Below are 25,318 nucleotides of genomic sequence, written 5' to 3'. Positions count from 1 at the left end.
TGATCATAAAAGATGGGTTTCTTGGAGACGGTTTTTAGGCGTAACAAAGAACTTGAGTGGTTATTCGATTTGGATATTCCTTATGATGCAAGCCATAAATCATATTTGAAGAAAATGTCGCTTGAAACATGTATCAACTTTATTGCTAGGACCATTAGCCAAAGTGAATTTCGGATCATGAAGGATGGAAAACGTCAGCGTAATGACTGGGACTATTTGCTGAATGTAAGACCGAATACAGATCAATCAGCGGCTGATTTTTGGCAAAGGTTCGTATACAGGTTGATTTATGACAACGAGATCCTAGTCATTTTATCTGATGATAACGATCTGCTGATCGCGGATAGCTTTTCCCGTGATGAATATGCGGTTTACTTAGACGCTTTTAGGGATGTAACTGTCAAAGATTACACTTTCAAGAGAACATTCCGCATGGATGAGGTCATATATCTGACTTACAACAATGAAAAGTTGACCATGTTCATGGAAAGTATGTTTGACGACTATGCGGAGTTGTTTTCTCGAATGATCGAAAGCGGGAAGCATAGTAACCAAATAAGAGGCACGGTAAATGTCGACGCTACTCAATCATTGAACGAAGAGACTCAAACGAAACTTCAGACATTCATTGACAAGTTATTTAACTCATTTCGGAAGAACACCATCGCAATTGTACCTAAGCTTAAGGGGTTTGAGTATAACGAGGTTTCGGACGGGAGTAAGAGCGGGAAATCTGTTGATGAATTGGCGAAGTTAAAACGAGATCTAATCGATGATGTAGCTAATATTCTCGGAATCCCTACCTCATTGGTGCACGGAGAGATGTCTGATTTTGAGACTGCCATCAAGGCGTATATAAAATTTTGCATCAATCCGTTAGTCAAAAAGATAAAGGATGAATTTAGCGCAAAAATCATCCTTAAATCAGACTATATGAGTGGGACGAGGCTTGAGGTGCGTGGAGTTGCAGAAATGAATCCTCTGGAAGTTGCCAATGCAGTGGATAAACTCCGAGCAAGCGGTACTTACAATGGGAATGAAATCAGAATTATGTTGGGAGATGAACCAGTGGACGTTCCTGCACTTAATGAATATGTCCTTACGAAGAATTATGAATCCGCATCTTCTGAGGAAGGAGGTGAGGGAGAGAATGCGTAAGTTTACAAAACGGGATTATTTCAAGTCCTTTAAAAATCAATCGTATGTTGAGCAACTTCAGCGGGTTGAACGTAAATTCGAAACATTGCGCAATGAAGCAGCTGGAAACACCGAGCTTACGATTTACGGTTTGATTGGGGATTCGTATTGGGAAGATTCAGTTTCGGCTTCTGATATTGATAATGCGCTCAAAGGCATTACTGGGGATATTGTAATCCATCTTAATAGCCCTGGAGGTGATGCATTTGACGGCATTACAATCTATAACCGGCTGAAGAAACACGATGGAAAGGTAACGGTTAATGTAGACGGTTGGGCGTGTTCCGCAGCTTCAGTTATTGCAATGGCTGCTGATGAATTGGTCATGGGTCTTGGATCAATGATCATGATTCATGAAGCAAGTTCAATTGTTTGGGGTACCAAAACGGAAATGCGGAAAGAAGCGAATGTTTTGGACGAGCTCGAAGAAGGCATTATTGATATTTATATGACAAAGGCAAATGTCAGCCGAGAAGAAGTTCGAAGCGCGGTTGATGCTGAAACTTGGTACGGAGCTCAAAAGGCTGTAGACATCGGCTTTGCTACCTCTACGGCAGCGGCCGACGGCAAGGATAAAGAAATCACGCAGCTCAGAACGCAATTAGCCAATATGCAGAATGAAATCCAGCAATTGAAAAGTAATTCCTCAAAGGATGAACCAAATCCGGCTGCAACAGCTGGATCGCGGTTCATTTTTTAAATTATAAAACGGAGGTTATTAGTAATGACAATGAAACTTAAAGGCAAGATGGAGAACTTTGAAGGCAAGAAGGCGGCCTACATGGCTTTCGTTAAGGATGGAGCAGATGCCGAAAAGCAGGCTACGGCATGGAACGAAATGCAGGACGCGCTGGTCACTGATCTGACTGATACGATCACAACGCAAGTGCGCGACGAAAACATCGACAGCCAGATCTTGTCCGCACGTGGTCAAAACGTTCTGACATCCAGAGAACGAAAATTCTTCAACGAAGTCATTTTGACAGGCGGATTTGCCGAGGATACAATCCTGCCTATTACCACACAGGAGCGGGTATTTGAGGATTTGGTCGAAGAACATCCACTGCTTGAAGTGATTGGGCTGCAAGATATGGGCGCGGTGACACGCTTCATTTATGCCGACCCAACAAAAACGTTCGCATGGGGGAAACTGTTTGGTGAAATCAAAGGCCAAGTCGGCGCGGCATTCCGCGAAGAACAAATCGGTCAATTGAAGCTCACAGCTTTTGCTGTGATTCCCAAAGATATGTTAGATTTGGGTCCGGAATGGGTGGAACGCTATGTTCGAACCCTCCTTGTTGAAAGTTACTCAGTAGGCCTTGAATATGGTCTTGTGAATGGTCGTGGACCTGCCCAGGATGAACCGATTGGCTTGATGAAGAACGTTGCTTCTAACGGCGCTGTGACCGATAAAACATCTTCTGGCACGCTGACGTTTGCACCTTCTCAATTTGGCGAGGTTGTTTCCGGTGAGTTGCATAACGTTATCAAGGCGCTGGCTGTAGATGAAAAAGGTGATTCACGCAAGGTGCTGAACAAAGTTGTTATGGTTGTTAACCCAGTTGATGCCATTAGCGTTCAAGCGCGCAATACAATTCAAACGTCTAACGGTCAATGGGTTACGGCATTGCCGTATAACATCCAAGTTGTCGAGTCTGAGGAAATTCCAGTTGGCAAAGCGCTGTTCTTTGTGAAAGGACAATATATCGCGGTTATCGCCGGCGGATATAAACTCAATAAATTCGATCAAACTTTAGCTATTGAAGACGCCATGCTATACACGATCAAACAATTCGCGAACGGTAAGCCGAAGGATAACAAGGCCGCTTTGCTATACGATCTCGATATCCAGTTTGCCGCCGGTGATGAGACTCCATAATAGGAGTCTTTTCTCTGAGAAAGGAGGGATCGACATGTATAAAGTAATCCGGAAATTCAAGGACCTTAAGCATGATGGGCACACCTATCAAATCGGTGATGTTTATCCAAAAGAAGGGGCGGAGGCCACTAAGGCGCGGTTGAAAGAACTGTCGACACCGAAAAATAAGTATGAAAAAATCTATATCGAAGAAATCGCAGGTACTCCTGATGATAAGGGGTGAGGACATTGGCAGTAGAGATCACTCCAGTTATCCTGCAGGAGTTTAAGGACCGGATGCACCTTGATGACGAAGAGGATGGCAATCTGATGCGGATCCTAAAGGCTTCATGTGAAGATCTGAATAAGATTTGCGGGGATTATGACATCAATTCTGATGAGCGTTTTAAGGAATTGGTATTTGAGCGGTCTCGGTATGTGTACAACGATGCGCTGGAATATTTCTATACCAATTTTTTAACACATATCAATAATCTTAACCTGGACAAAGCTCTTGAAGCCATCGCAGTAGAAGGTGATTCAAATACAGAAAAATAAGTATAATGCGAGTACTCACAGCGGGAAATACAACAAACGTATCACCATCTTGCTGCCGCCTGGAGAAGGAGCGCAGGACGAATGGGGACAACCTTTGGATACTGCTTCAGAGGTGTGTAAAATTTGGTCTGCCATACAACCCTTACGAGGGCAGGATCGCGCAGCAGCGGCACAGGTTACCGCCGATGTCACTACCCGTATCCGCATTAGGTACCGAGAGGGGATTGATCGCACTATGGTTGTGCGCTACAAGGAAACGGAGTTCGAAATCCTTTACATCATCCATCCAGAATTCAATCGCCGTGAGCTGCAATTGATGTGCAAGGAGCATCAATAATGGTTAGACGAAGTTCAAGGTCAAATATTCGGGTAGATGGTGCGGAGGAAGTAATTAAGCAGCTTAAGCGAGCTAATGCAGAGATTACAAAGGAGATACGAGACCTTATATCGAAGGCTGCTGAAATTGTCTTTCGAGAGGCAGACTCGAGAGCGCCTATCGGGAAGACTGGAAAGACTCGTTTCTCGCTTGAAATGAATATCGGGATATCGAAAAAAGGTAACTATTACGCAAATGTATCTGTAGGGGCACGCAATGGAGATATCTCCGCGTCTGCCCCTTTTTACGTTACCTTTTATGAGTATGGAAGCAGTCACCAACCTCCACGACCGTTCATGCGTCCGGCGATGGACAAGAGTCGTGCAAGGGTCCGAAAGCTCCTAATAGAGGGCGTCAAGGCTGTGGTTGAGAGAGTGGGTGCCTAATGGCTATAGAAACAAAATTGAGAGATTATTTGCTATCCATCAATGAGATTCAATCGTTTGTCGGTAATAGAATCTATCCCGGCTGGCTGCCTGAGAAACCAACTTATCCAGCCATCGCTTATCTCCAAATATCAGGAGTAGCACATCATAATATCTCGGTAGCTTATCCCAGATTTCAGTTCTCTGTGTTCTCAACTAAATATGGTGAGGCAAAGGAACTGGCAGAGGAGATCCGTAGTGCCCTCCAACGTTATAAAGGGAACATGGGTGGGGTTAGGGTTTTGCAAGGCGTTTGGGAAGGCAGTAGGGACATGTACGAGAGCGGCACAAAGCTCTACCACATAGCAACAGATTTTAAAATCATTTATCGGGAGGAATAACAAATATGGGACGTAATATGACAACAGTTCAGAAAGCAAGTTCTATCCGTTTCGGTTCCGCAAAGTTCGAGGTTGGCGAAGATGTGAACAGTCTCATTGACCTTGGGGCGATGAACGGCATTGTTTTTGAGGAAACATGGGATGAGATGACAGTAACTAGCGACAATGCAGGTGTAATCAAGACAGGTATTAACAACCACGCAGCTGGTATTGAGGGAGACTTGATGGAAATCAACCTCGCCACATTAGCGACAGTTCGTGGTGGAATAGACAAGCTAGAAACCATCGCAGGAACTCCAAAAACAATTACTGGAGAATCTGTTACATTGACCAGTCAAGTTCAGAAACGATTGCTTAACAAGAATGGAGCCGGCACAGTCGTTACAGCGGTAACGGTTAAGAAAGGAGCGACTACGCTAGTGGATGGCACGGATTATGTTTTGGCTGTTGATAGTGCAGGTTATACCGTTATTTCCCGTACTGCTGGCGGTGCTATCGTATCAGGTGACGCCGTGACGGTTAACTACACATTTACCCCACTTTCTGCACAACGTTTCCTCTCAGGAGGTCTGGGTACCTTCAAGCCGCGCGTTGCTCGAATCACTAACTATGATGATGAAGGCAAGAAATTTCAGATTACAATCTACAAAGCTACACCAGAAGGTGGCTTAAATATCACCTTTCCTGAAGCGGATGCCGAGGATCCTGCAATGACGCCAATTCGAATGAACGGTACTTTAGATTCATCCAGAGCTGTTGGCGAACAACTATTCGAAATCTACGATGAACAGGGAGTGTAATAATAATGTCAAAACAACCAACAATTCTTGACTTAGATAAAGTTGTCCCTGCCGAACGTATCGTTATTCTGAGCGGGAAGAGCATTGATGTATCTCGCATTCCTTCCCGAGTAACTTTGGATATTGCAAAAGATCAAGACAAACTAAAGAATGGTGGGGATGATAGCTTTTCCGCTGTTCTCAAACAAATCATTTGTATCTGTAAGCCATCTTTTCCTGAAATCACTGAGGAATGGATTGTTGACAACACTGATTTTGAACAATTAATAAAATTGATAGATTTCGTTCTAGCTCCACTGAAGGAGAGAGCAGGCGACGAATCAGGAAAAAACGAGGTGAGCCCCAGCCAATAGAGCTGGGGCGTATTTTTGCGCGAATGGGTGCAATGTACTCCTGGGCAACACCTGAATATATGTTAGATCACATGTCCTTTCCCCAGATCATGATGTACTACGATTACGGGATGGAGCATGAAGAGAATAAATCAAACATCTTGGTCGGCCGCATTGGGGTCGGCCTTTTTGGTGCGAAAGAACAGCCGAAGAAGGAACGCCGAGTTCGGGGAGATGGCAATCAAACGCCAGACCGAGCGGCATTCCGTGAGAAGTATGGTAGCCGCATCAAGCGGCCGGAAGGAGGGGAATCATGAGTTTACTTGGCAATCTAGTCATTAACATCTTGGGGAATAACACTGGCTTAGATGATGCAATGAAACAAGCGCAGAAGTCAGTAGATAAGTTCGGCAAGGGCATGGCTGATGTGGGTAAATCTTTGACGTCACTCGTGACGGTTCCTCTCGTTGCGGTCGGCGGTGCTTCACTTAAGGTTGCATCTGACTTTGAATCTGCCTTTGCAGGTGTGAGGAAGACGGTTGATGCTACGGAGGCTGAGTTTGCTCAGTTGCGTGATGGGGTCCGCAATATGGCGAAAGAGATGCCTCAATCTGCATCTGACATCGCAAGAGTAGCTGAAGCGGCTGGACAGTTGGGTATCAAAACTAGCGCGATCCTCGGATTTACTAAGACGATGGTTGACTTAGGTGTTGCAACTAATATGACCAGTGACGAAGCTGCTAGTGCCTTGGCGCGGTTGGCGAACATCACTAAGATGCCACAAGACCAATTTGACCGACTGGGAAGCTCGATTGTTGCACTTGGTAATAACTTCGCTACTACAGAATCTGAAATCACAGATATGGCTTTACGACTGGCTGGTGCCGGCTCGCAGGTTGGTATGTCTGAGGCTGATATCTTAGGTTTAGCAGCTGCTCTATCATCCGTAGGTATTGAGGCGGAAATGGGTGGTTCGGCAATCTCTCGGGTTATGGTCCGTATGCAAGTAGCTGCATCAGGAATGAACAAAATGGATGCTCTCACACAAGCGACAGGCATGTCACTCAGAGATTTGCAATTACTTGCAGACAACAACAGCAAGGAATTTAAAGCCTTGGCGGATGCTTTAGGCATGACTCAAACTCAAATGGGTAACATCGTTGACGGTGGAGTTGATTTACAGAACTTCGGTAAGATTGCGGGAATGACATCAGAGCAATTCAGTAAAGCATTCAAAGATGATGCTGTCGGTGCTCTTGGTGCATTTATTAACGGACTAGGTGATGCAGATTCAGCAGGAACCTCCGCTATTAACATGCTGGAGGAAATGGGCATCTCTGAAATCCGCCTTCGGGACAGCTTACTGCGTGCAGGTAATGCTAGTGAGTTGTTCGCAGGGGCTGTTGATCTATCAAATAAAGCATGGGATGAAAATTCGGCCCTAACCCATGAAGCAGAGCAACGTTATAAAACATTTGCCAGTCAAATGCAGATTCTTAAGAACAAACTGAGCGATATCGCTATAACTATCGGGGATGCTATCATGCCTGTGGTGCTAGAAGCAGTCAATTCCATGCAACCACTGATCGACAAAATTGCTAGTATTGCTGAGAAATTCGGTTCGCTTAGTCCAGAATCGCAAAAGTTGATTATCACGATAGCGGCAATCGCTGCTGCTATTGGTCCTTTGCTTGTAATTCTTGGACATGTTGTTAGTTCGGTTTCTGCTCTAATGCCAGTATTCGCAGCGCTAACGGGTCCGGTCGCGCTGATAATCGCAGGTGTCGCAGGGTTGGTGGCTGGACTCACCTATCTTTATAACACAAACGAAACCGTGCGAAATGCTATAAATTCTGCGTGGGAATCTATAAAAAGTGTCGCTCTTTCTGCATGGGGAGTCATTGGCGATTTCATCATGGGACAGATCGATAAGATTAAAAAGTTCTGGGACGAAAACGGCACACAGATTCTGCAAGCAGTGACAAACGCTTTTAATGCAATAAAAAAAGTTATCGAATTCATTATGCCAGCCATCTTGTTCATCATCGACATGGCATGGACAGCCATCAAGAATGTTATCAGCGGCGCTTTAGACATCATAATGGGTCTCATTAAGATCTTCACCGGACTCTTTACAGGGGACTGGAGCAAGATGTGGGAAGGCATTAAGCAGCTGCTCGGTGGTGCGATTGATTTCATCGTGGGATTAATGACTCTTAACTTTCTCGGAGGACTGAAGACGCTCTTCACCAACCTATTAAAATCTGGTGTTGGCTTAATGAAGAGCATGGGCGAAGGTATAGTTAATGCTTTCAAGGGATTACAGTCATCTGCGAATAGCCTAATTTCTAAAATGGTCAGTGGAGTTATCAATTTCTTTAAAAATATGTTCACTGAGGGAATTGGTATTTTTACCAGACTCCGAACATTGGGTGCATCTATATGGGAGTCGTTATCCCAAGCGGTTGTTGGAGTTGCAAAGGGCATATGGAATAGCATAACTGCTAACTTTCAAGGAATGCTCAGTAGCGTTAAAAATATCTTCGGCACGATTCAAGGAGTCATTGAGAGTATATGGGGCAAGGTCATGTCTTTCTTCAAAGGTATCGACCTCGCTAAAATCGGTAAACAAATCATGCAAGGGTTGGTCAATGGTATCGGCAGTATGGCGAGCGCTGTGGTGGATAAAACCAAAGAAGTAGCCACCAAAATCAGTGACTCGATTAAAAACTTCTTTGGTATTCACTCGCCTTCCCGGCTGACAACCGGCTACGGAGAAAACATATCTGAGGGACTTGCTGTAGGGATAAACAATTCTAAGGGTAAGGCTAAAGCGGCAATCGAACAGCTAACTGGTGAGACTGGAGCAGCAGCTGCCAAAGCCGCGGAGAAAGTAACTAAGGACGCAAATAAAGCTTCTGAAAAAGCTCAAAAGGCTGCTGCGGCAGCTGCAACCAAAGCGCAGAAAGCAGCAGCGGCGGCAGCGACTAAAGCAGCAGCGGAAGCAAACAAAGCATTCAATGCGGCCTTAGATACGGCTCAATATAAGTACAAAATGGGTGAGTTTGATGAAACGGCTTATATCGCCTCACTCGAAAAGGTCAAATCTGCATACGCCAAGACCAGCGCCCAAATTCAGACGATTAATCTTGCAATCAAAAAGGCAAATGACCAGATCGCCAAGGAAGCTGCTGCTGAGGCCAAGAAGCAGTTTGAAGCCTCCAAGACGTACATCGAGGCTAAGAAACAAGCCAATGAGATATCCCTTGAGCAGGAGCTTGCGGCATGGGAGAAGCTTCAAACTCGCTATAAGGTTGGCACCACTGAGCGCATTGCTATTGATAAGCAGGTCAATAAGATCCGGACTGATCTTGCCAAAGAAGCAGCGGCAGAAGCAAAAAAGCTATATGACGAGCAGGTCAAATCAATTGAAACGCTTAGCACAGCTGCCGTAACTGCTCTAAAGGCTCGGTATTCAGCAGAGGAAAAGGTCGCTACAGAGGCCTTACAAAAGCGCATTGACCAGCACAAGGCAGCATCAGACGCCATCATCGCAGGATATGACGCTGAATATCAAGCGATGATTAAGACGCTTGACGCTCAGACTCAGGCGCAGCTACTGGGCTTGCAAGATCAGATCGACAGCATAGAGGGTCTGACTAAAGCTGAGGACAAAGCCTCAGAAGAAGCTGCCTACCAAAAGAAACTTGCTGACAAACAGAAAGAATTAACTGATGCCGATACTGCTGAATCAAGAGCGAAGATACAGGAAGAGCTTAATGATATGCTCGCCGAGCGGGAGCGGAAACACCTTCTGGAACAGCGCCAGGTTCAGATTGATGATCTGAAGTCTGAAATGACTCGGATTAAGACACAAGGTGAACAAAAGGCTGAGCTGCTGAAACAGGAGTATGAGACTAAGAAGAGCACAGAAGAGAAGAAAGCCCAAGCGACTACTGACAGCCTTACTGCTCAGATGGATTCTACCAAGACTCATTACACGGCGCTCAACACCGAAGAGGCTTTACAAGCTGAGGTACGGCGTTTGATGCTCGACAGTAACAATCAGGAGCTGATCGACCTACTCACAGAGTATAATCCGAAATGGCAGGATGCTGGTCAATCCTTCGGTGAGAGCTTATTGAGTGGGCTTAACAGCACGAAGAACAGCATCAAGGCAGCGGTGGATGAAATCCTTGCTACGGTGGGGAAAACAGCAAAGGCGGCAACATCATCGACGAACATGTCTAATGAGATTGCCTATCTTAATAGCTTGTTGGCTAACGGTACGGCCGCACAAAAGAAGTGGGCGGAAGCTCAAGCCAAGGATTACGGTCTACAGATCGTCAATGGTGTTATTAAAGGCATGCAGTCAGGCACCGCAGCAATCAACAACGCGGCATCAGCCACGGCTCAAGCGGCAACAGATGGCATAAAGGATACGCTAAAGATCAAGTCTCCAAGCCGCGTAATGATTGCGATAGGGGAGTTTATTGGAAAGGGCTTGGCTCTAGGAATGGAACGCCAAATGTCAGCGGTCGAAGGTGCTGCGCAGGACATGGCAGATGCCGCTGCTATGGATCTCAGCTCGCCAAGCCTTAGTGCAATTGACAGCCGTATTCAACCATTAGCGAATGATGCTAGAGCTTCCAATGGAACGCAAGGCGGTTTGCTGGGTGATAGGGATATGGTCTTGCACAATAACATTTATCTGGATGGCAAACAAATAGAGACCAATGTATCACGCCGTCAAATGAGTTCGCTCACTCAGGCAACAAGGGGGCTAGGATTACCATGACAAGTAGTATCACTCTCGGAGGTATTCGGGACGTAGATCTAGGGTTTCGAGTGCTTGAAGAGACCAAAGACCCCTTACTCCCTAGCACACGAGATATGAATGTAGAAATAGCTGGTAAACACGGACAATATGACTTTGGCGCGGACCTCACGGAACGCGTCTTTTCTTTTTCTTGTGCATTTGTTGCGGATGGTACTAATTACGATTTACCAAGTGCAGCAGGTTTGCAACAACGGGTAAGGGCTCTTGCAAGGCATCTGACTGATGCTAATGGTAGACCCAGAACAATGGAACTAAGACGTGCTTTTGAACCGGATAAGTTCTATCTGGTCAGATATGCTGGATCAGCTTCATTGGAGAGGTTGATATATAACAGCATTGGTATGTTCGAACTGGAATTGGTAGCTTTCGACCCGTTTGCTTATTCGGTTCAAGAGCATATCACGGAGCAAGTAATCACCAGTTCACCGACTACACTGATTATTCAATCAGGCGGCAATATCCGTTCGGAAGCAGTTATTACCTTAACCAATAATGGGCTCAATACTCTGTCGAATTTCAGGATTACAAATGAATATCAAATCGAATAGGAGGCGTTAATCTTGAACGTATCAAATTATTTAGCTAGTGCATTGCTGAATCAGGTATTTAGAAATACGAATTACACACGCCCAACAACTGTACACGTCGCTTTATATACGAGTAACCCCACCGCAGCGGATACAGGTCAAGAGGTGACAGGTGGAGCTTACGCGCGACAGGCTGTAACTTTTGGCGCTCCTGCGGTTGTTGGAGGCATTCAGACAATTAAGAATAGTGCAGAAATTGCATACCCCGTGGCAACTGCTATATGGGGGCAAGTCACGCACATAGGAATTCGGGACGCAGCAACAGGCGGAAACCTATTGTATTATGGGCCATTAGGTGATCCGCGTAGCATTTTAGTAAATGACATTTTTAAATTTTTGGTTGGTCAAATCGCGATTGATTTAAGCTAAGGAGGGCGAATCTATTGGCACAACAAACTATGTATCCAGCGATAGCCAATTCGCCGGGAACTGAGCTATCAGCGGCACTCACGGCAGCAGCTACAACAATAGCTGTGGTAGATGCAACAAAGCTGCCAGCAGCCCCAAACGTGTTTACAATCGGAACTGATGAGAGTTCAGAGACTATTCTTTATACGGGAAAGTCAGGGAATTCTCTAACAGGGTGTACGCGGGGATTTGATGGAACGACGCCAAAGGCTTGGGCTATCGGCTCGAAGGTTGCCCGTTATTACACCGCCTACGATCACGAAGCATTTCGCAAAAACCTAACGGACCTTTCCGGAGTAACCTCGGAATCTACAACTGATGTCATTCTATCAGCAGGTCAGCAAATTCTAAACGCAACAAAGAACGCTAGACTACAAGGATTAAAGATACAGGGTAGGACGTTAATAGATTTACTTGGTGGGGCTGGGAGTGGAGAGAGTTTAGTAGGATGGACACAAAATGGAACTACCGCAACCACCCTATCATCGACTCAAAAACGTAGTGGTAGCACAGCCTTTAAATTTTCGCCGTCTGCTGGTGCCGCATATATAACTAAAGACTTCACTACACCACTAGATGCGTCAAAATACTACGTGATGGCGGGATGGGTGTTTATTGAGTCCTATGTAGATGGATCTCTTAACCTCGCGCTAAGAGATGTAGGTACTATGACCGCTAGGTACAATATGTCAATCAATGTCTCGTTGCTTGGTCAGTGGCAATTTGTATATTTTAAAATACCCACCAACAACACTTTACTAGGAACGGGCTATAGATTAACAGCAGGATCTACGGGAAGTGGGACAAACGTAACATACATGGATGAAATTCGCCTATACGCCGTATCCGCAGCAGACTATGCAGCTATTGGAACCACAATCACAGGCGAAGCTATAGACCGTCTCTTACCTTATGTGCCTCCAGGTATTAATGGAGTAGATGGGTTGTGGGTGAGACGGTATGGGAAGAATCTGCTGCCGCCAACGCCAAGCTTACTTGGTTCTATCGCCACGCCAATCGGACCGTATGATTTAATATTCGCTTCGAGTTCAGCTAATCAAGTATCTAGAGTTGTAGGAGAAGTTATTCCGAACACAGTGTACACGTTATCGGTAAAGCATAATGCTACAATACGTGTAGTTGGTGGAGATACTGCAGTAAACGTAGTTAACAGTACCACGGCTCAAACTGTAACTTTTAACAGTGGCGCTAATACAACTCTGTATATTACTTTAGTGTGTACAGCTATCGGCACTTTCTATTTTAAAGACTGGCAACTCGAAATCGGCAGCACGGTCTCCCCATTCCAGCCCCGTGAAGACAGCCTTATCGCCTTTAGCGGAGTAGAGTTACACGCTAACCCAACGGATGGCAGCGAACCGGATATACTGCGTGAGGTTAACGGACGGTATGAGGTAACGAAGTTATGGCGTGAGATGGCATTGGACGGAACCTTACCGTGGGGAAACGCCTCTAACTACACAGGGTTCAAAAGAGTTGGTATAACGACTGCTATTTCAGATTCTACAGCACTGACAGGATCCTATTTTGTTTCAAAATACAACGGCACTCCTCTTGTGTATGCAAATGCGTGGGATGCAGCGGATAAATACTCTCTTATCGGACCTGCAACCAAACTTTTTCAAGTGACGATTGCCAACAGTGACTCCGGTTGGGGAGACTCCTACACTCCTACATCTGACGAAATTAAGGCTTATTTTAATGGATGGAGGATGTACACAGATGGTCAGCCAGCAGCAACAAACGTATACTCAGGAACTGGAACAAAAGCGTGGGCGAAAAAGAATGATGCTGGAGGCATAGTAGAAGCGTCGGGAGTATTCGTAGTCCCTTTAACATCAAATGATAGCCTGACTGGTAGATATCAACTTTTATACCGCCTTGCAGCCGTAACTATGGAGACAGTTCAAGAAGATGGCAGCCTGTCACTACTTGAAGGAGATAACTTTATAGAGGTAGGTAGTGGGTATGTATCACGTGAGCGTGCAACCCCGGTATGGGAATCAACAGGGAATAAGTACCACCTCAATAACGCGGGGCTGATTGGAAACACCCTAAAATACAGAGCGGATAAGATACTGCGTATTTTTAGGGATAGCAGACAAGACGACAGATGGATGGTTCTTGATTTTGTCTCAGCCTTCGGAAAACAGTTAGCTACTATTCCAGCAGCAGACTACGATCCTAGCGCCTCTTACAGTGTCTCTTATATTAAACTGGATAAATCACCAGTACCAAGTGTATCCGGGTTTTACGCAGCCACTGAGAAGGCACAGTTACATGATTTAACAGACGCAGTAATAGAGATAAGCTCAGCTGTTAGTACGTTAGCTGCTAAGAAAGCGGAAAAGGATGCAGGTCCATGGATTACTCCCTCTACACTCCTTAATGGGTTTACGGGAAATCAACTGTCCTATCGTAAGAACGGTAATTATGTAGAATTTAAAGGTTTTGCTTTTTACAACGTTATCGATGCACCGGGTGGGACGATTATTATGAATTTACCTGCGGGCTTTCGACCATTAAGTTTTGTTAATCTTCCTACAACATCTTGGGGGGATACTGGGGCATTATCACCCTCAGCCATCGGGGTATATGTAGGTATAGACGGTATTGTGCAGTTATCAGTACCGAGTAAACGCAACGTACTCTTTGATGGTTTGCGGTTTCCACTAGATTAAGGGAGGGATATCATGAACAAAGCGATACCTAAAGTAGACCTAAAAGGTTTCTATATAGAGGACGTAGAACCGGACGACTCATTAACAGGGGTCGTCCCTATTTATGCCCAGCCAGAGCCAGAAAAAGCGCCTGAGCTGCCGGAAGACGAAGAGATTGAAGATGAGCTGGACGTATCCGAAGAACCAGAACAGCCTAGAGAGCTCATCGGTTATCTCGTAGGCATTCCGTTGCCCGCCGGATTGTATCATCCGCGATTTGATTTGGTCGCATGGAATGCATATCAAGTTCAACTTGATGAGTATCAGGCAGCATATAACGAATGGTACTTTAGCCAAGAGGTGGAACCAGTAAAGGAAGCGCCTATTCCCCCACTACAACCAGATAACCTATGGGTCGAAGGCTTAACACAAGAAGAGATTGCAGAAAGGACAAAGCCCGGAGAACTCTCAGAAATTGAGATGCTAAAAAAAGAAAATATGCTCTTAAAAGCTCAGAACAACGCAATAACTGAACGTGCCGATTTTATTGAGGATATCATTGCTGAGATGGCAATGCAGATATACCAATGATAGCGCGCATTTTTTACTGGTTCATGTCAAAGAGGAAAGGGGGTGACATCATGATGGCTATGTTTTTCGCACAGCGCGTAATCTTAGGTAAGACCAAATATATTGAGGTTCCATCGACTTTGAGACCAGGAGTAAAAGAAATTTTGGTTGATAGCGGACTTGAATTCCTTGCTGAAGAAGAATAAATAAAGTTGGCGCCCATTGAGGCGTTTTTATTTTGCCCTCGGATCCCCGGGGGCTATTTTTAAAATCAGAGATAGAAGGGGCGGGGGCGTATGGATGACAAGGCTCAAATCATAAAAGCTGTATCAACAGCAGCAGGCGTTGTTGTTGGATACATTTGGGGAGGATGGACTGTTATGTTACAAGCACTTCTTGTGTTAGTATGCGTAGATTTTGTAACAGGATGGATCGCCGCCTGGATAAACGGAGAATTAAGAAGTATGAAGGGTTACATTGGTGTGGCGAAAAAAGTATCCATTTTTATGTTTGTTGTGGTCGCTCATTTCATAGACGTTGTACTCGGTGACATGCACTACTTGCGGGATGCAGTAGTGTTTTTTTATTTGGCAAACGAGCTTTTGAGCATTATTGAGAACGCTGGGAAAATGGGCTTACCTATGCCGCCAATCCTGCGGGATGCTGTTGCAGTCTTGGAGTCTAAATCTGGTGGAAAGAAGGAGGGGAAGAACGATGTTGACGCTGGATCAAGTAAAGAGTAAATCATCTACGAGATTGATTGGTTTACATCCCGTAGTTTTAGCAGCTGCAACAGTTTTAATTGAACGCTGTTACGCTCGGGGAGTGCATATCTTGATAACTCAAGGGTTACGTACAATTGCCGAACAAGACGCTTTATATGCACAGGGGCGCACTAAGCCAGGAAACATCGTGACCAACGCTAAGGGCGGGACCAGTTATCATAATTTTGGACTAGCTATCGACTTCGCATTGTTACTACCAGATGGGAAACAGGTATCATGGGATTTAAAACGTGACGGTGATGGTGACAAGGTAGCTGATTGGACGGAGGTAGTTCAGGAGGCTAAAGCTCTTGGTTTTGAATGGGGTGGTGATTTTGTCTCGATTAAGGATGCACCACATTTTCAAATCACTTTTGGAATGACAACCTCACAACTACGTGCGGGTGCTAAGCCGTCAGAGATCGCTATGGCAAAAGCGACGGCTATTATAGATCGACTAAAAGGGGAGGAAGAAGATATGAGTAGGGTTGCAGAACTTGAAGAACAAGTGAAGGAACTATCGAAAGTCGTAACAGGCTTGACCAATAGCAAAGATGTTCTTAAAGAACAGTCTCTTAAGCAGGCTGCGGAGATTAAGGAACTGGGCACAATACTGCTAGAGTTGACGAACACCAACCCACCTGTATGGTCGCATGAAGCTTTAAAGGCATTCGCATGCACGCCTTCGGTCCTCAATGGCAAGCCAGTTATTGATACACCGGGATCAGCAACATATTCGGAAGCACGGATAATTACAATTCTGTATCGGCTTGGGCTGGCAGCACAACAAAAGGGGGACAAGTAAAGTATGGAAAATCAAAACTTAACCGATGTACTGGCGTTCGCTTCGGTGATCGCCGTTTTTGTGTTGGCAGGAGTGCAGTTCGTAAAGACTTCGTTTAACGTGCCTAAAAATATATTGCCCTTGATTGGGTTAGTCATCGGCCTGTTGATCGGCGCAGTTGCTTATCCGTTTACAGAGTTAGGCTTAGTGCTTCGATTATGGGCGGGTGGTCTAGCTGGACTATCGGCAACGGGATTGTTTGAACTAGCGTTTAGTAAGAGGGATGGAACGACTAAATAATGACTTAGCAATTAGTACGCCCTGCCTGAATGGTGGGGCTTATTTTATTTTCAGGTAAAGGAGCGTGTCTATGTTTAATAGAGGATCATTTAACCGTATTGCCTTTAACCGTGAATTTTCAGTATTTGTGTTCGGGAGTGCTGTCCTGCGTGGTGATGGCAATCTGAAAGCTGGAGCCAACATCATTGCAACTGGATCAGCGGCTCTACATGGTGAGGGAGGATTGAAAGCAACATTTGTACGGGAGATAAGTTTCGCTGCCAAGATGACCGGAGAGGGCGGCATGAAGGCTACGTTTATCCGCGAACGACTACACCAAGCCATCATGCACGGTATTGGTACGCTAACCGCAAACGGGAGCCGGTACCACATGGACGAGATCGTATTCACCGGATCATTTGCACCGGGTGATCGCATAGTTATTGATTCTAAAAATCTCACGTTTACCAAAAACGGACAGAACGCCCTGCACATGATGGACGGAGATTTCTTCGATCTTAACCTTGGCAATAACAACATTGTCTACACAGACCCGGCAACTGGCCGTGAGATATTAATCCGGATTACACACCGGGATAAATTTATATAGGGGGAATCTAGATGCCTAAAGCACCAGTAACAATTTATGACGCTCAGATGCGGCGTGTGGCTTTACTTGAGAACGCATTTAACATCGAATACAGCATGCCACTTAACTCGTTATGGACAGCTGCCTTCAGCTTACCGGGAGATGATCCCAAGAACGCCGAGTGTAAGCCGTTTTACTTCGTAGAACTATATGACAATAACGAGCGAGTGGAGTTATTCCGCATTGTACCGAATACCATGAACCGGAACCAGAGTGGACCAGTCATCAAATATGAGTGTGAGCATGTACTGGCTACCTTGCTGAATGACGTATTATTTCAATCTCATACAGTCGGCAACCTTGGCGTATACACTAATCAAGTAATTCAGTACATTTTATCGAAGCAAGTTGTACCACGCTGGAAACTTGGAACAGTCGGGTTCGGTCGGCAGTTTGAATACAATTGGGAAAACGATACACTGCTCGGGGCTTTGTTCTCAGTGCCGAAGCCTTTCGACTCTGAATATCAATGGACTTGGGACACCACATCATTTCCGTGGACTCTAAACCTTGTGGAGCCAAATGAAGAGGTTACGGCTTACATTCGGTACGGTGTAAACATGACTGAGATTGAGAAGGTAGTGGATCCAACTAACCTATGTACTCGGCTATATGGTCTTGGATTCGGTGAAGGTGTTAATCAACTGACATTCGCAGATATCAACGGCGGGTTACCTTATATAGAAGATGCAGCAGCTCAAGCTGAGCACGGTATACTTTCATCCATCTTTGTAGATAGACGCTTTGAATATGCAGAGACACTACTTGCACGCTGTCAGACACTTCTTAATGAGCTAAAAGTGCCCCGTATCTCCTACAGCGTTGGAGCATCTGAAATCCATCGTCTGACTGGTCAGCAAATATATAAGTTTAAGACGGGTGCAAGAATCAGAGTGAAGGATGACGAGCTTGGAGAGGACTTTATTGCTCGGGTTGTTAATGTTGGTAAAGGGGATATGATCGGAGCTCCCGGTGATGTTCAGATCGAGATCGCCAACCGAATAGAGGATATAGCTGGAAGCATTGCGGACTTACAGAACAGGCAGCACATAAACGATTCTTATGCTCAAGGGGCTACAAATCTTGATACACGCGATTTTGCAGATAATGCGGATCCCACACACCCAGCCATCCTAAAGTTCTATGTTCCAGAGGAGACAGCGCGGATCAACAAAGTCATGTTGTCGTTTCAGGTGGAGGCGTTTCGGGCTTATAGTAAGGCAATTGCCTCGGCCCCGTCAGTCTCTTCCGGTCCAAGCAGTACACAAACAGCAGGACCAAGTACCAGACAAACAGCTGGGCCGAGCTCAAGGGAGACAGCGGGTCCGAGCACGAGAGATACTGCGGGACCAAGTACAAGGGATACGGCAGGGCCGAGCACTCGTGATACAACAGCATCGGGCGGGCGACAAATCAACACTGATGTCGGACAACAACTATGGGATATTGACTACAATTACGGAGTTCCAGAAGTTTCACAGCGAGTAGGAGCACATAATCACGGTATTGCATCAGGAACGCAACTTTCAACTCCTGGAGGTGGTTTCGTCACATTTGTTGGTGCAGATAATCATGCGCACGGTCTCGTTTCTCATAGACATGTTTTTAATATTCCTGACCATATTCACAGCATGGACCACACGCACGATATGGACCACACGCATGACATGGATCACACCCATGACATGAATCATACCCACGATATGAGCCATACCCATAACATGGAGCATACACACCAGATCCCAGCGCACACGCACGGAATTGAATACGGGATTTATGCCGGGCCAGTACCAACGGCAATAACTATAGAGGTGGATGGAAATGCGGTTCCCTTCACGGATATTAGCGGAGAGGATATTGATATCATACCGTATCTAAGCAAAGATGGGAGCGGGAAGGTGAATCGAGGGCAGTATCATTCCATAAAAATAACGCCCAATAATCTTGGGCGCATAGCGGCTACTGTAGTTTCTCAAATATTTGTGGCATCGAGAGGCGGAGGTAACTATTGAATGATTCCAGCAGCTTTAAGGTCTTCTAAGTTAATTTTCGTTCCAGTTTCGCTAAAATTAAATTCAATACTTCCAAGGTCTGTCTTTGCGGAGTAGACTCCTTTTTTTACGACTGGCAAAGGTATCTCCAATGTTAGTTTTTCATTTTTTAGAATCATAGTATCTGTCAAATTTCCCGTAATGGTTACTCCTCGATCATTAAGTTCATCGAGGGTAATCCAGTTTTCTGTAGCACTCACTCCAGTTCCTCCTTTCGACTTAAGATCAATGGATTTTTTCGTGTTGTCATACTCCAGCCCATAGCCTGTTATTTCAGCTACTTCGCGTACTGGTAGATATGTAGTGCCTTTATATACAAGTGGATCATTCTTCAGCGTTTGCTTCTGGCCATCAACAGAAAATGTGAACTTTGCAAGGGCAGCCTGAACGGTTGGTGTGGTCGCGGCTGCGGCCATTCCTGCCGATCCAATCAACATTCCTGCTACAAGTCCAATAATTGCTTTTTTCAAGAGAATCACTCCTTGGTTTCATATTACCATATTATACGGCATAATCTGCCAGAAGTTTTAGGGAGGGAATGAGAATGGACAAACAACCAGAAATCGTTCATCACCATGATATTAATTTACCGCAATACTCATTTGGGATGGCAGGTCCTGAAGTCATTAATACTAATCCTGTTGAAATTAAAGAGTCTAAAGAAACGCACCTCATCGACGAAGAAATGATCCGGCGAATTGTGCGTGAAGAATTGAATAAACGGGAAACGGAGAAGAAGTCGGCCACTAGTGGTGCTCATAACTTCGGATTATCTCCAATATCCAACAATATCATTTATCAGGAAGATGGAAGTATAGTAATTCACATGAATAAAGCTAATTAAACCAGTCGTCCGGCATTTTTCGAATTACCTTGGCTGGGGGCTTAATGAATAATTCAAGAGCTGGCGTTTCAGAAATTATTGCAAAAACCCGCAACCTAATACTGGTTTGCGGGTTTTTTACGTTATTTTAATAAATTAGAATCATTGCCCAAAACGCTTATAGCAGTTATAATGCAAACAAATGTTCTTATTTTTGGAGGTGTTATTCTTGCTTAGTGATACAGCCCGGAAGTTGCTTATGATTATGACCCACTCAGCGAATCATCACGCCCACATGCCATCTTTGCCAGAGCTCGAAAGGTTGAGCGGACGCATGCCGGTACCAATTAAAGCAGCATTACAGGAACTGGTTGAAGAAAATTACATCGAGTGGAATTCAAACACGCCGCCCGAGATGGCGATCATAATTGAGGGATGGGAAAGGCCTGATCCTCGATTTAAAAGGTTCGAGACGACACAAAAAGAGGTGCAATGGGGCGTCGATGGCAGCAACATCGATTACTGGACAAAATATTAGATTATTCTCAAACCTACAATTAATAAATCAAAAAATGAGTCAGGACTTTTGTATTGCTTTTCGTCATAATGAAATTATATGAGTCTTCAACCAATCATTATTAGGACTTTTGTATTTTTATTGCGTTAAAACGAAATGAATATCGGCTGCTATTTGATATTATCAGATAGTTTCAATTATCTTTGACAATGCTTTTAGAACTGTTTTAACAGCCCGTAATTTTGCGAATGGTGTTCTTTCACTTTCGACAATGGATGCTATTAATTCAATTACAGTGGGATAATAATCATAAACTCCTTTTTTGAGAATCACCTCAGTAAAACATTCGAGTTCAGCTTGTTTATCTTCTTTCATTAAGGTTCACCCCTTGTTATATGAACTTGGTCTTAATTGTTAAAGTTTGTATTTAATTACCGAATGATAGTTCGACAATTAGCGACAGTATTTTCCAGAGATAAATAATACAATAATCGAACAGGTTTTCTTATTTAAATTAAAAATAGAGGTGATTTCGTTTAAATGAGATGAAAAATCTATAGTTATGGCTATATAAACCCTTGGGAGAGCCGACCGGCTCAGGGTAACAGCATTAGCTCATACAAATCTTCCATTTGGCAGCCGAGAACGTAAGAAATTGTGGCGGCAGCGTCATAAGACATCATTTCTCGATTATTAACCCAGTTCGATATCTGTTGTGGAGAATATTCAGTCCTACGAGACAATTCGGCTTGTGTCATTTTAGATTTAGCTAACAGGTATCTCAGTCGGCATCTCCCGCGGGAGAGCTTCACTCAAATCTATCTCCTTTTCGAGATGATAGCGTTCGAGGAATTATAACATACACTTTGATTAGGAGGATACTCGTTATGGAATGTCATAGCAATACAAAATATTTATATATGATGTCCAAAATTAAAAGTGATGTACTGCATGTTCTCATGCAACTTGAAATAAAAAACGGATGTTCTAAGGAAGAAGCAGCACTTGAATTGCAAAGTGTGATCTCTTCCCTAACATCGCTTGAAACCTTTATGACTGAGAAGAGACACTGATGTATTAAGGTTATTGTGATCGCCCACATTTTGCCCACAATGACACAATATTAATGGATTGAATAGGAGTTATTTAATGTGAGAATTAGCGAGAAAGAAAGCGACCTAAACCCTTGATACAGAAGGGAATACAATGTTTCAAAGTTGAATGGATTGAAAACCATCAAATAAGGAAGCACCTTTTTTCTTGAAGCTATGACACCCCAAATTAGGGTGTATTTCAGGAGATGAGGTGTTTTTATTATGTATGGGAAAATGTTTAGCGCGTGTCTGTATGGGATTGAAGGGGTAATGATTGGTGTGGAAATCGATCTTGCAAATGGATTGCCGCAGACGAATATCATTGGCTTACCAGATTCAGCAATTCGCGAGGCTGTTGAACGAGTTAGGGCTGCCGTTAAAAATTGCGGTTACCGCTATCCACAGCAGCGTATTACGATCAATCTTGCCCCAGCTGACCTGCGTAAAGAAGGTTCCGCTTTTGATCTAGCGATTGCTTTAGGCATACTGATAACTAGTGGCCAGTTGATTATGCCTTCAGCTCAAGAGATGCTTTTAATTGGAGAGCTTGCGCTCGACGGCAGTCTGCGTCCGGTATCGGGTGTGCTGCCGATGGTTGAAGCAGCGCGTAAAAGCGGGTTTAAAGCCGTTCTGCTCCCGCAGGGCAATGCGGCAGAAGCTGCTTTAATCAGTGGCATGAATGTTTACACCCTCAACCATTTGCAAGCGTTAGTGAATGCTGCTGAACCTGTGGCCAGCTTTGGTCCGATTATAGATAAGCTAGTTCCTATAGAAGAATCTGAAGGATCACTACTTCCTTTTCCTGTATCCGTGAGTATGGGGGCGGGGGCAAAAGAACAACCTCCGGTGCTTGTTCTTTCTGTAGAGCATCTCAAATATAACCCTATATATTCTGATTCTGAGGCTGCTTCTTCCGAAGCGAATGAAATAATGGATGATTACAGTGATGTGCTTGGACAGCAACATGTGAAAAGAGCACTAACTATCGCGGCTGCAGGAATGCATAATATTATGCTCATCGGTCCACCTGGCACAGGCAAAACGATGCTGATCAAACGCCTTCCCAGTATCCTTCCGCAATTGTCGGACAGTGAGGCGCTGGAGGTAACCAAAATTTTTAGTGCGGCTGGAAATTTGAAGGATGCACACAACGGTTTGCTGCGAAGTCGTCCATTTCGTTCTCCACACCACACGATATCTTCTGCCGGATTAATTGGAGGGGGCGGTATTCCCAAGCCAGGTGAGGTAAGTCTTGCACATCGAGGTATTCTGTTTCTGGATGAATTGCCAGAATTCTCTCGGAATGTACTTGAAGTGCTGCGACAGCCCCTCGAAGATGGGGTGGTTACTATAAGTCGTGCCCGAGCTTCCTTTACTTTTCCTGCCAAATTCATGCTCGCTGCATCGATGAATCCGTGCAGCTGCGGCTTTTTTGGAAGCGGTATCTCCCAGCAAAATTGTACCTGTAGTCCTGCCAGGATTGCCCAATATCGGGCAAAAATATCTGGTCCTTTATTGGATCGGATCGACTTACAGGTTGATGTTCCCCGCCCGAAGGAATGGGATCGGCAGGGGCATGTTTTATCGTCAGCAGATATGCGTGCGGAGGTGTTGGCTGCTCAGGCCATCCAAGCTAAACGTTACAAACGACTGGCGATTTCATGGAACAGTGAACTTTCCGGTGCTTCCCTTCGGAAATATGCGAGCCTAAACCGAGAGAGTGCTCAAATGCTGTATGACATTTTGGAGAATTTAGGTCTAAGCATGCGAGCGCATGATCGGATTATTAAGCTATCCCGTACCATAGCTGATCTAGAGGGTGCACAGGATATTTCTTCTGCACATCTCGCGGAAGCTGTGCAATACCGTAATCTGGATCGGCAGGTAATAGCGGAGGAATAAAGATAAAAGAGCAGCGATTCCCGTTATGGGAGAATCGCTGCTCTATATTATGGACCGTTAGTTACGAACACCGCCGAATCATTATTATCCTCTGATGTTTACGGAACGGACCTAGAGGACGTTATTTGCAAGTTTTTAGCCCTTGGAGCGTAGGTTCGGACTCTGGAGACGCTATTCCTTCGGAAGAAGGTTATATTGGGTGATTTTCATTCCAATAGCTTCCATGAGGTCCGATAGCATTCCAAATATGGGATTAAGTTGCGTTTAAGATCAACTGTGTCCGTTAGCTACTTCGAATGCGAAATGCCACGTATTCAAACGAAGGTTAGATCGTTTAGTGAATTTCACATACATTTTTCTCTATAATTTCTTACAGTACATTCAATTCTACTTCGATATTGCCACGAGTAGCACGGGAGTAAGGACATGCGCCATGGGCAGCTTCTACCAAAGATGTTGCGGTTTCTCTGTCAACGCCTTTAACCAGCACGTCAAGCTTAACCGCAATGCCGAACCCGCCATCTTCAACTTTACCAAAGCTAACAGTAGCCGTAACTTCACTGCCTTCAATCTTCACTTTGCCAAGTCGAGCAACCATGTTTAGGGCACTGTCAAAACAAGCGGAGTAGCCAGCTGCAAATAATTGTTCAGGATTAGTACCTTCACCACCGGCACCACCCATTTCGCGTGGTGTACTGATCGTAAGGTTGAGTTTAGGACTTTCTGATTCTATATAACCGTTTCTTCCCCCAACCGCTTTAACTGTTGTTTCATACATCTTTTGTTGAATTGTCATCATAATAAATCTCTCCTATTCATTAATTAGTTTGTGTACAATCTAATTTATCACAATTAATATAAAAGTCAAATTAATTTTTTGCTATTATTATGATGTGTGAGTGAATTATGATAAAATAAAGAGATAAGGCGGGTGAATAAATATGAAAATGAGTGAAGAAGATATGCAGAAAATGACTACAACCCCAGAGCTGCTGATCGAGAATCAGCTCTGTTTTACCATTTATGCTTGCTCGCGTGAGATTACAAAGCTGTACCAACCGTATTTGGATAAGATCGGTTTAACTTACTCCCAATACCTAGTAATGCTTGTGTTATGGGAACGGCAGCAATGTACAGTGAAAGAGATTGGTGAGGCGTTATTTTTGGATTCAGGAACGCTGACTCCGCTATTGAAGCGCTTGCAAGCCGCAGGCCTGATTATACGTGAACGCTCGATGCAGGATGAGCGAAAAGTATTAATCTCACTAACGAAACAAGGCTGGGCACTCCAAAGTGATGCCGTGTGTATTCCCGGCAAAATGATGGAAGAAACGACACTGACTAATAATGAATCCATAGAGCTACTTGATCAGTTTAAAGACTTATTGAATCGTGTTCACGAAGCTAATATCCAAGATAGTAAAAAGTAAGCGTAGTAAGGAGTCAATGCGATCGTTCGCATTTCGGCATGAAATCAAGCGA

General features: G+C 44.6%; 31 protein-coding genes. 27 read left to right on the top strand and 4 right to left on the bottom strand.

Annotated features, from left to right (window positions below):
• Window positions 1–12 precede the first annotated feature (12 nt).
• The 22 genes from MKZ16_RS19675 to MKZ16_RS19570 all read left to right on the top strand — a co-directional run bounded on the left by MKZ16_RS19675 (window position 13) and on the right by MKZ16_RS19570 (window position 19,461).
• A complete protein-coding gene (locus MKZ16_RS19675) occupies window positions 13–1,158 on the top strand; it encodes a phage portal protein (protein ID WP_339814543.1) in 1,146 nt (381 codons plus the stop codon).
• Entirely contained in the window at window positions 1,151–1,897 is a 747-nt protein-coding gene (locus tag MKZ16_RS19670; RefSeq protein ID WP_339814540.1) for a head maturation protease, ClpP-related, read from the top strand. Before MKZ16_RS19675 ends, MKZ16_RS19670 begins: the two co-directional genes overlap by 8 nt.
• Window positions 1,898–1,921: 24 nt before the next feature.
• Window positions 1,922–3,076, top strand: a complete 1,155-nt coding sequence (locus MKZ16_RS19665) for a phage major capsid protein (RefSeq protein WP_339814538.1) — start codon at window positions 1,922–1,924, stop codon at window positions 3,074–3,076.
• Window positions 3,077–3,110: 34 nt separating this feature from the next.
• Complete coding sequence (locus tag MKZ16_RS19660; protein WP_339814536.1) at window positions 3,111–3,299, top strand: termination factor Rho; 189 nt, start codon at window positions 3,111–3,113, stop codon at window positions 3,297–3,299.
• A gap of 53 nt (window positions 3,300–3,352) precedes the next feature.
• Window positions 3,353–3,613, top strand: coding sequence for a hypothetical protein (locus MKZ16_RS19655; RefSeq protein ID WP_339815951.1), 261 nt, complete (start codon window positions 3,353–3,355; stop codon window positions 3,611–3,613).
• On the top strand, window positions 3,591–3,950 hold the full coding sequence (locus MKZ16_RS19650; protein ID WP_339814533.1) for a phage head closure protein: 360 nt from the start codon (window positions 3,591–3,593) through the stop codon (window positions 3,948–3,950). The genes MKZ16_RS19655 and MKZ16_RS19650 overlap by 23 nt, the downstream gene beginning before the upstream one ends.
• Window positions 3,950–4,375 carry an HK97-gp10 family putative phage morphogenesis protein gene (locus MKZ16_RS19645; RefSeq protein WP_339814530.1) on the top strand — a complete coding sequence of 142 codons (426 nt, stop codon included), beginning with the start codon at window positions 3,950–3,952 and terminating at the stop codon, window positions 4,373–4,375. Before MKZ16_RS19650 ends, MKZ16_RS19645 begins: the two co-directional genes overlap by 1 nt.
• Window positions 4,375–4,755 (top strand): DUF3168 domain-containing protein, encoded by a 381-nt coding sequence (locus MKZ16_RS19640; protein WP_339814527.1) that lies wholly within the window; start codon window positions 4,375–4,377, stop codon window positions 4,753–4,755. Before MKZ16_RS19645 ends, MKZ16_RS19640 begins: the two co-directional genes overlap by 1 nt.
• Window positions 4,756–4,760: 5 nt before the next feature.
• A complete protein-coding gene (locus tag MKZ16_RS19635) occupies window positions 4,761–5,555 on the top strand; it encodes a hypothetical protein (protein WP_076277280.1) in 795 nt (264 codons plus the stop codon).
• A 5-nt stretch (window positions 5,556–5,560) separates the two neighbouring features.
• A complete protein-coding gene (locus tag MKZ16_RS19630; RefSeq protein ID WP_076219194.1) occupies window positions 5,561–5,908 on the top strand; it encodes a hypothetical protein in 348 nt (115 codons plus the stop codon).
• 32 nt (window positions 5,909–5,940) lie between these two features.
• Entirely contained in the window at window positions 5,941–6,204 is a 264-nt protein-coding gene (locus tag MKZ16_RS19625) for a hypothetical protein (RefSeq protein ID WP_339308830.1), read from the top strand.
• The gene (locus MKZ16_RS19620; RefSeq protein ID WP_339814522.1) at window positions 6,201–10,685 is read left to right on the top strand and encodes a phage tail tape measure protein; all 4,485 of its coding nucleotides are present in this window, start codon (window positions 6,201–6,203) and stop codon (window positions 10,683–10,685) included. Before MKZ16_RS19625 ends, MKZ16_RS19620 begins: the two co-directional genes overlap by 4 nt.
• Complete coding sequence (locus tag MKZ16_RS19615; RefSeq protein ID WP_339814520.1) at window positions 10,682–11,275, top strand: phage tail domain-containing protein; 594 nt, start codon at window positions 10,682–10,684, stop codon at window positions 11,273–11,275. Before MKZ16_RS19620 ends, MKZ16_RS19615 begins: the two co-directional genes overlap by 4 nt.
• A gap of 12 nt (window positions 11,276–11,287) precedes the next feature.
• Window positions 11,288–11,683: a hypothetical protein gene (locus MKZ16_RS19610; protein ID WP_339814517.1), complete on the top strand. Its 396-nt coding sequence runs from the start codon at window positions 11,288–11,290 to the stop codon at window positions 11,681–11,683.
• Between the two features lie 14 nt (window positions 11,684–11,697).
• Window positions 11,698–14,424: a hypothetical protein gene (locus tag MKZ16_RS19605; RefSeq protein ID WP_339814514.1), complete on the top strand. Its 2,727-nt coding sequence runs from the start codon at window positions 11,698–11,700 to the stop codon at window positions 14,422–14,424.
• Between the two features lie 12 nt (window positions 14,425–14,436).
• Entirely contained in the window at window positions 14,437–14,994 is a 558-nt protein-coding gene (locus MKZ16_RS19600) for a hypothetical protein (RefSeq protein WP_339814511.1), read from the top strand.
• Window positions 14,995–15,044: 50 nt separating this feature from the next.
• Window positions 15,045–15,179 carry a hypothetical protein gene (locus tag MKZ16_RS19595; RefSeq protein ID WP_256715915.1) on the top strand — a complete coding sequence of 45 codons (135 nt, stop codon included), beginning with the start codon at window positions 15,045–15,047 and terminating at the stop codon, window positions 15,177–15,179.
• Between the two features lie 90 nt (window positions 15,180–15,269).
• A complete protein-coding gene (locus MKZ16_RS19590; protein WP_076316032.1) occupies window positions 15,270–15,716 on the top strand; it encodes a phage holin family protein in 447 nt (148 codons plus the stop codon).
• Window positions 15,688–16,542 carry a M15 family metallopeptidase gene (locus MKZ16_RS19585; protein WP_339814509.1) on the top strand — a complete coding sequence of 285 codons (855 nt, stop codon included), beginning with the start codon at window positions 15,688–15,690 and terminating at the stop codon, window positions 16,540–16,542. The genes MKZ16_RS19590 and MKZ16_RS19585 overlap by 29 nt, the downstream gene beginning before the upstream one ends.
• A gap of 3 nt (window positions 16,543–16,545) precedes the next feature.
• Window positions 16,546–16,821 carry a holin gene (locus tag MKZ16_RS19580; protein WP_339814506.1) on the top strand — a complete coding sequence of 92 codons (276 nt, stop codon included), beginning with the start codon at window positions 16,546–16,548 and terminating at the stop codon, window positions 16,819–16,821.
• A gap of 70 nt (window positions 16,822–16,891) precedes the next feature.
• On the top strand, window positions 16,892–17,410 hold the full coding sequence (locus MKZ16_RS19575) for a phage tail domain-containing protein (RefSeq protein WP_076275430.1): 519 nt from the start codon (window positions 16,892–16,894) through the stop codon (window positions 17,408–17,410).
• Between the two features lie 11 nt (window positions 17,411–17,421).
• Complete coding sequence (locus MKZ16_RS19570; RefSeq protein WP_339814504.1) at window positions 17,422–19,461, top strand: phage tail spike protein; 2,040 nt, start codon at window positions 17,422–17,424, stop codon at window positions 19,459–19,461.
• Here MKZ16_RS19570 and MKZ16_RS19565 read toward each other — a convergent pair.
• Window positions 19,455–19,970: a stalk domain-containing protein gene (locus tag MKZ16_RS19565; RefSeq protein ID WP_339814502.1), complete on the bottom strand. Its 516-nt coding sequence runs from the start codon at window positions 19,968–19,970 to the stop codon at window positions 19,455–19,457. The genes MKZ16_RS19570 and MKZ16_RS19565 overlap by 7 nt on opposite strands.
• A 74-nt stretch (window positions 19,971–20,044) precedes the next feature.
• On the opposite strand from MKZ16_RS19565, the gene MKZ16_RS19560 reads away from it, so the two are divergent.
• Together MKZ16_RS19560 and MKZ16_RS19555 are read left to right on the top strand one after the other, a co-directional pair.
• Window positions 20,045–20,344 (top strand): hypothetical protein, encoded by a 300-nt coding sequence (locus MKZ16_RS19560; RefSeq protein WP_076316343.1) that lies wholly within the window; start codon window positions 20,045–20,047, stop codon window positions 20,342–20,344.
• A gap of 208 nt (window positions 20,345–20,552) precedes the next feature.
• Entirely contained in the window at window positions 20,553–20,861 is a 309-nt protein-coding gene (locus MKZ16_RS19555; protein ID WP_076316344.1) for a hypothetical protein, read from the top strand.
• Between the two features lie 162 nt (window positions 20,862–21,023).
• Here the strand turns inward: MKZ16_RS19555 and MKZ16_RS19550 are convergent, their stop codons facing one another.
• Entirely contained in the window at window positions 21,024–21,215 is a 192-nt protein-coding gene (locus tag MKZ16_RS19550) for a hypothetical protein (protein ID WP_076316345.1), read from the bottom strand.
• A gap of 221 nt (window positions 21,216–21,436) precedes the next feature.
• A complete protein-coding gene (locus MKZ16_RS19545) occupies window positions 21,437–21,652 on the bottom strand; it encodes a helix-turn-helix transcriptional regulator (protein ID WP_076316346.1) in 216 nt (71 codons plus the stop codon).
• Window positions 21,653–21,727: 75 nt separating this feature from the next.
• On the opposite strand from MKZ16_RS19545, the gene MKZ16_RS19540 reads away from it, so the two are divergent.
• Window positions 21,728–21,913 carry a hypothetical protein gene (locus MKZ16_RS19540; RefSeq protein WP_076316347.1) on the top strand — a complete coding sequence of 62 codons (186 nt, stop codon included), beginning with the start codon at window positions 21,728–21,730 and terminating at the stop codon, window positions 21,911–21,913.
• 243 nt (window positions 21,914–22,156) lie between these two features.
• Window positions 22,157–23,836 carry a YifB family Mg chelatase-like AAA ATPase gene (locus MKZ16_RS19535; protein ID WP_076106367.1) on the top strand — a complete coding sequence of 560 codons (1,680 nt, stop codon included), beginning with the start codon at window positions 22,157–22,159 and terminating at the stop codon, window positions 23,834–23,836.
• 370 nt (window positions 23,837–24,206) lie between these two features.
• Here the strand turns inward: MKZ16_RS19535 and MKZ16_RS19530 are convergent, their stop codons facing one another.
• Entirely contained in the window at window positions 24,207–24,635 is a 429-nt protein-coding gene (locus MKZ16_RS19530) for an organic hydroperoxide resistance protein (protein WP_076100366.1), read from the bottom strand.
• Between the two features lie 148 nt (window positions 24,636–24,783).
• Between MKZ16_RS19530 and MKZ16_RS19525 the strand changes: the two genes are divergently transcribed.
• The gene (locus MKZ16_RS19525; RefSeq protein ID WP_232061396.1) at window positions 24,784–25,266 is read left to right on the top strand and encodes a MarR family transcriptional regulator; all 483 of its coding nucleotides are present in this window, start codon (window positions 24,784–24,786) and stop codon (window positions 25,264–25,266) included.
• Window positions 25,267–25,318 lie beyond the last annotated feature (52 nt).

Source organism: Paenibacillus sp. FSL R5-0928, assembly GCF_037970385.1.
GTDB classification, from domain to species: Bacteria; Bacillota; Bacilli; order Paenibacillales; family Paenibacillaceae; genus Paenibacillus_AQ; species Paenibacillus_AQ odorifer.
The sequence above is the reverse complement of the archived record's forward strand: the minus strand, read 5'-3'. Positions and strand labels throughout refer to the sequence as shown.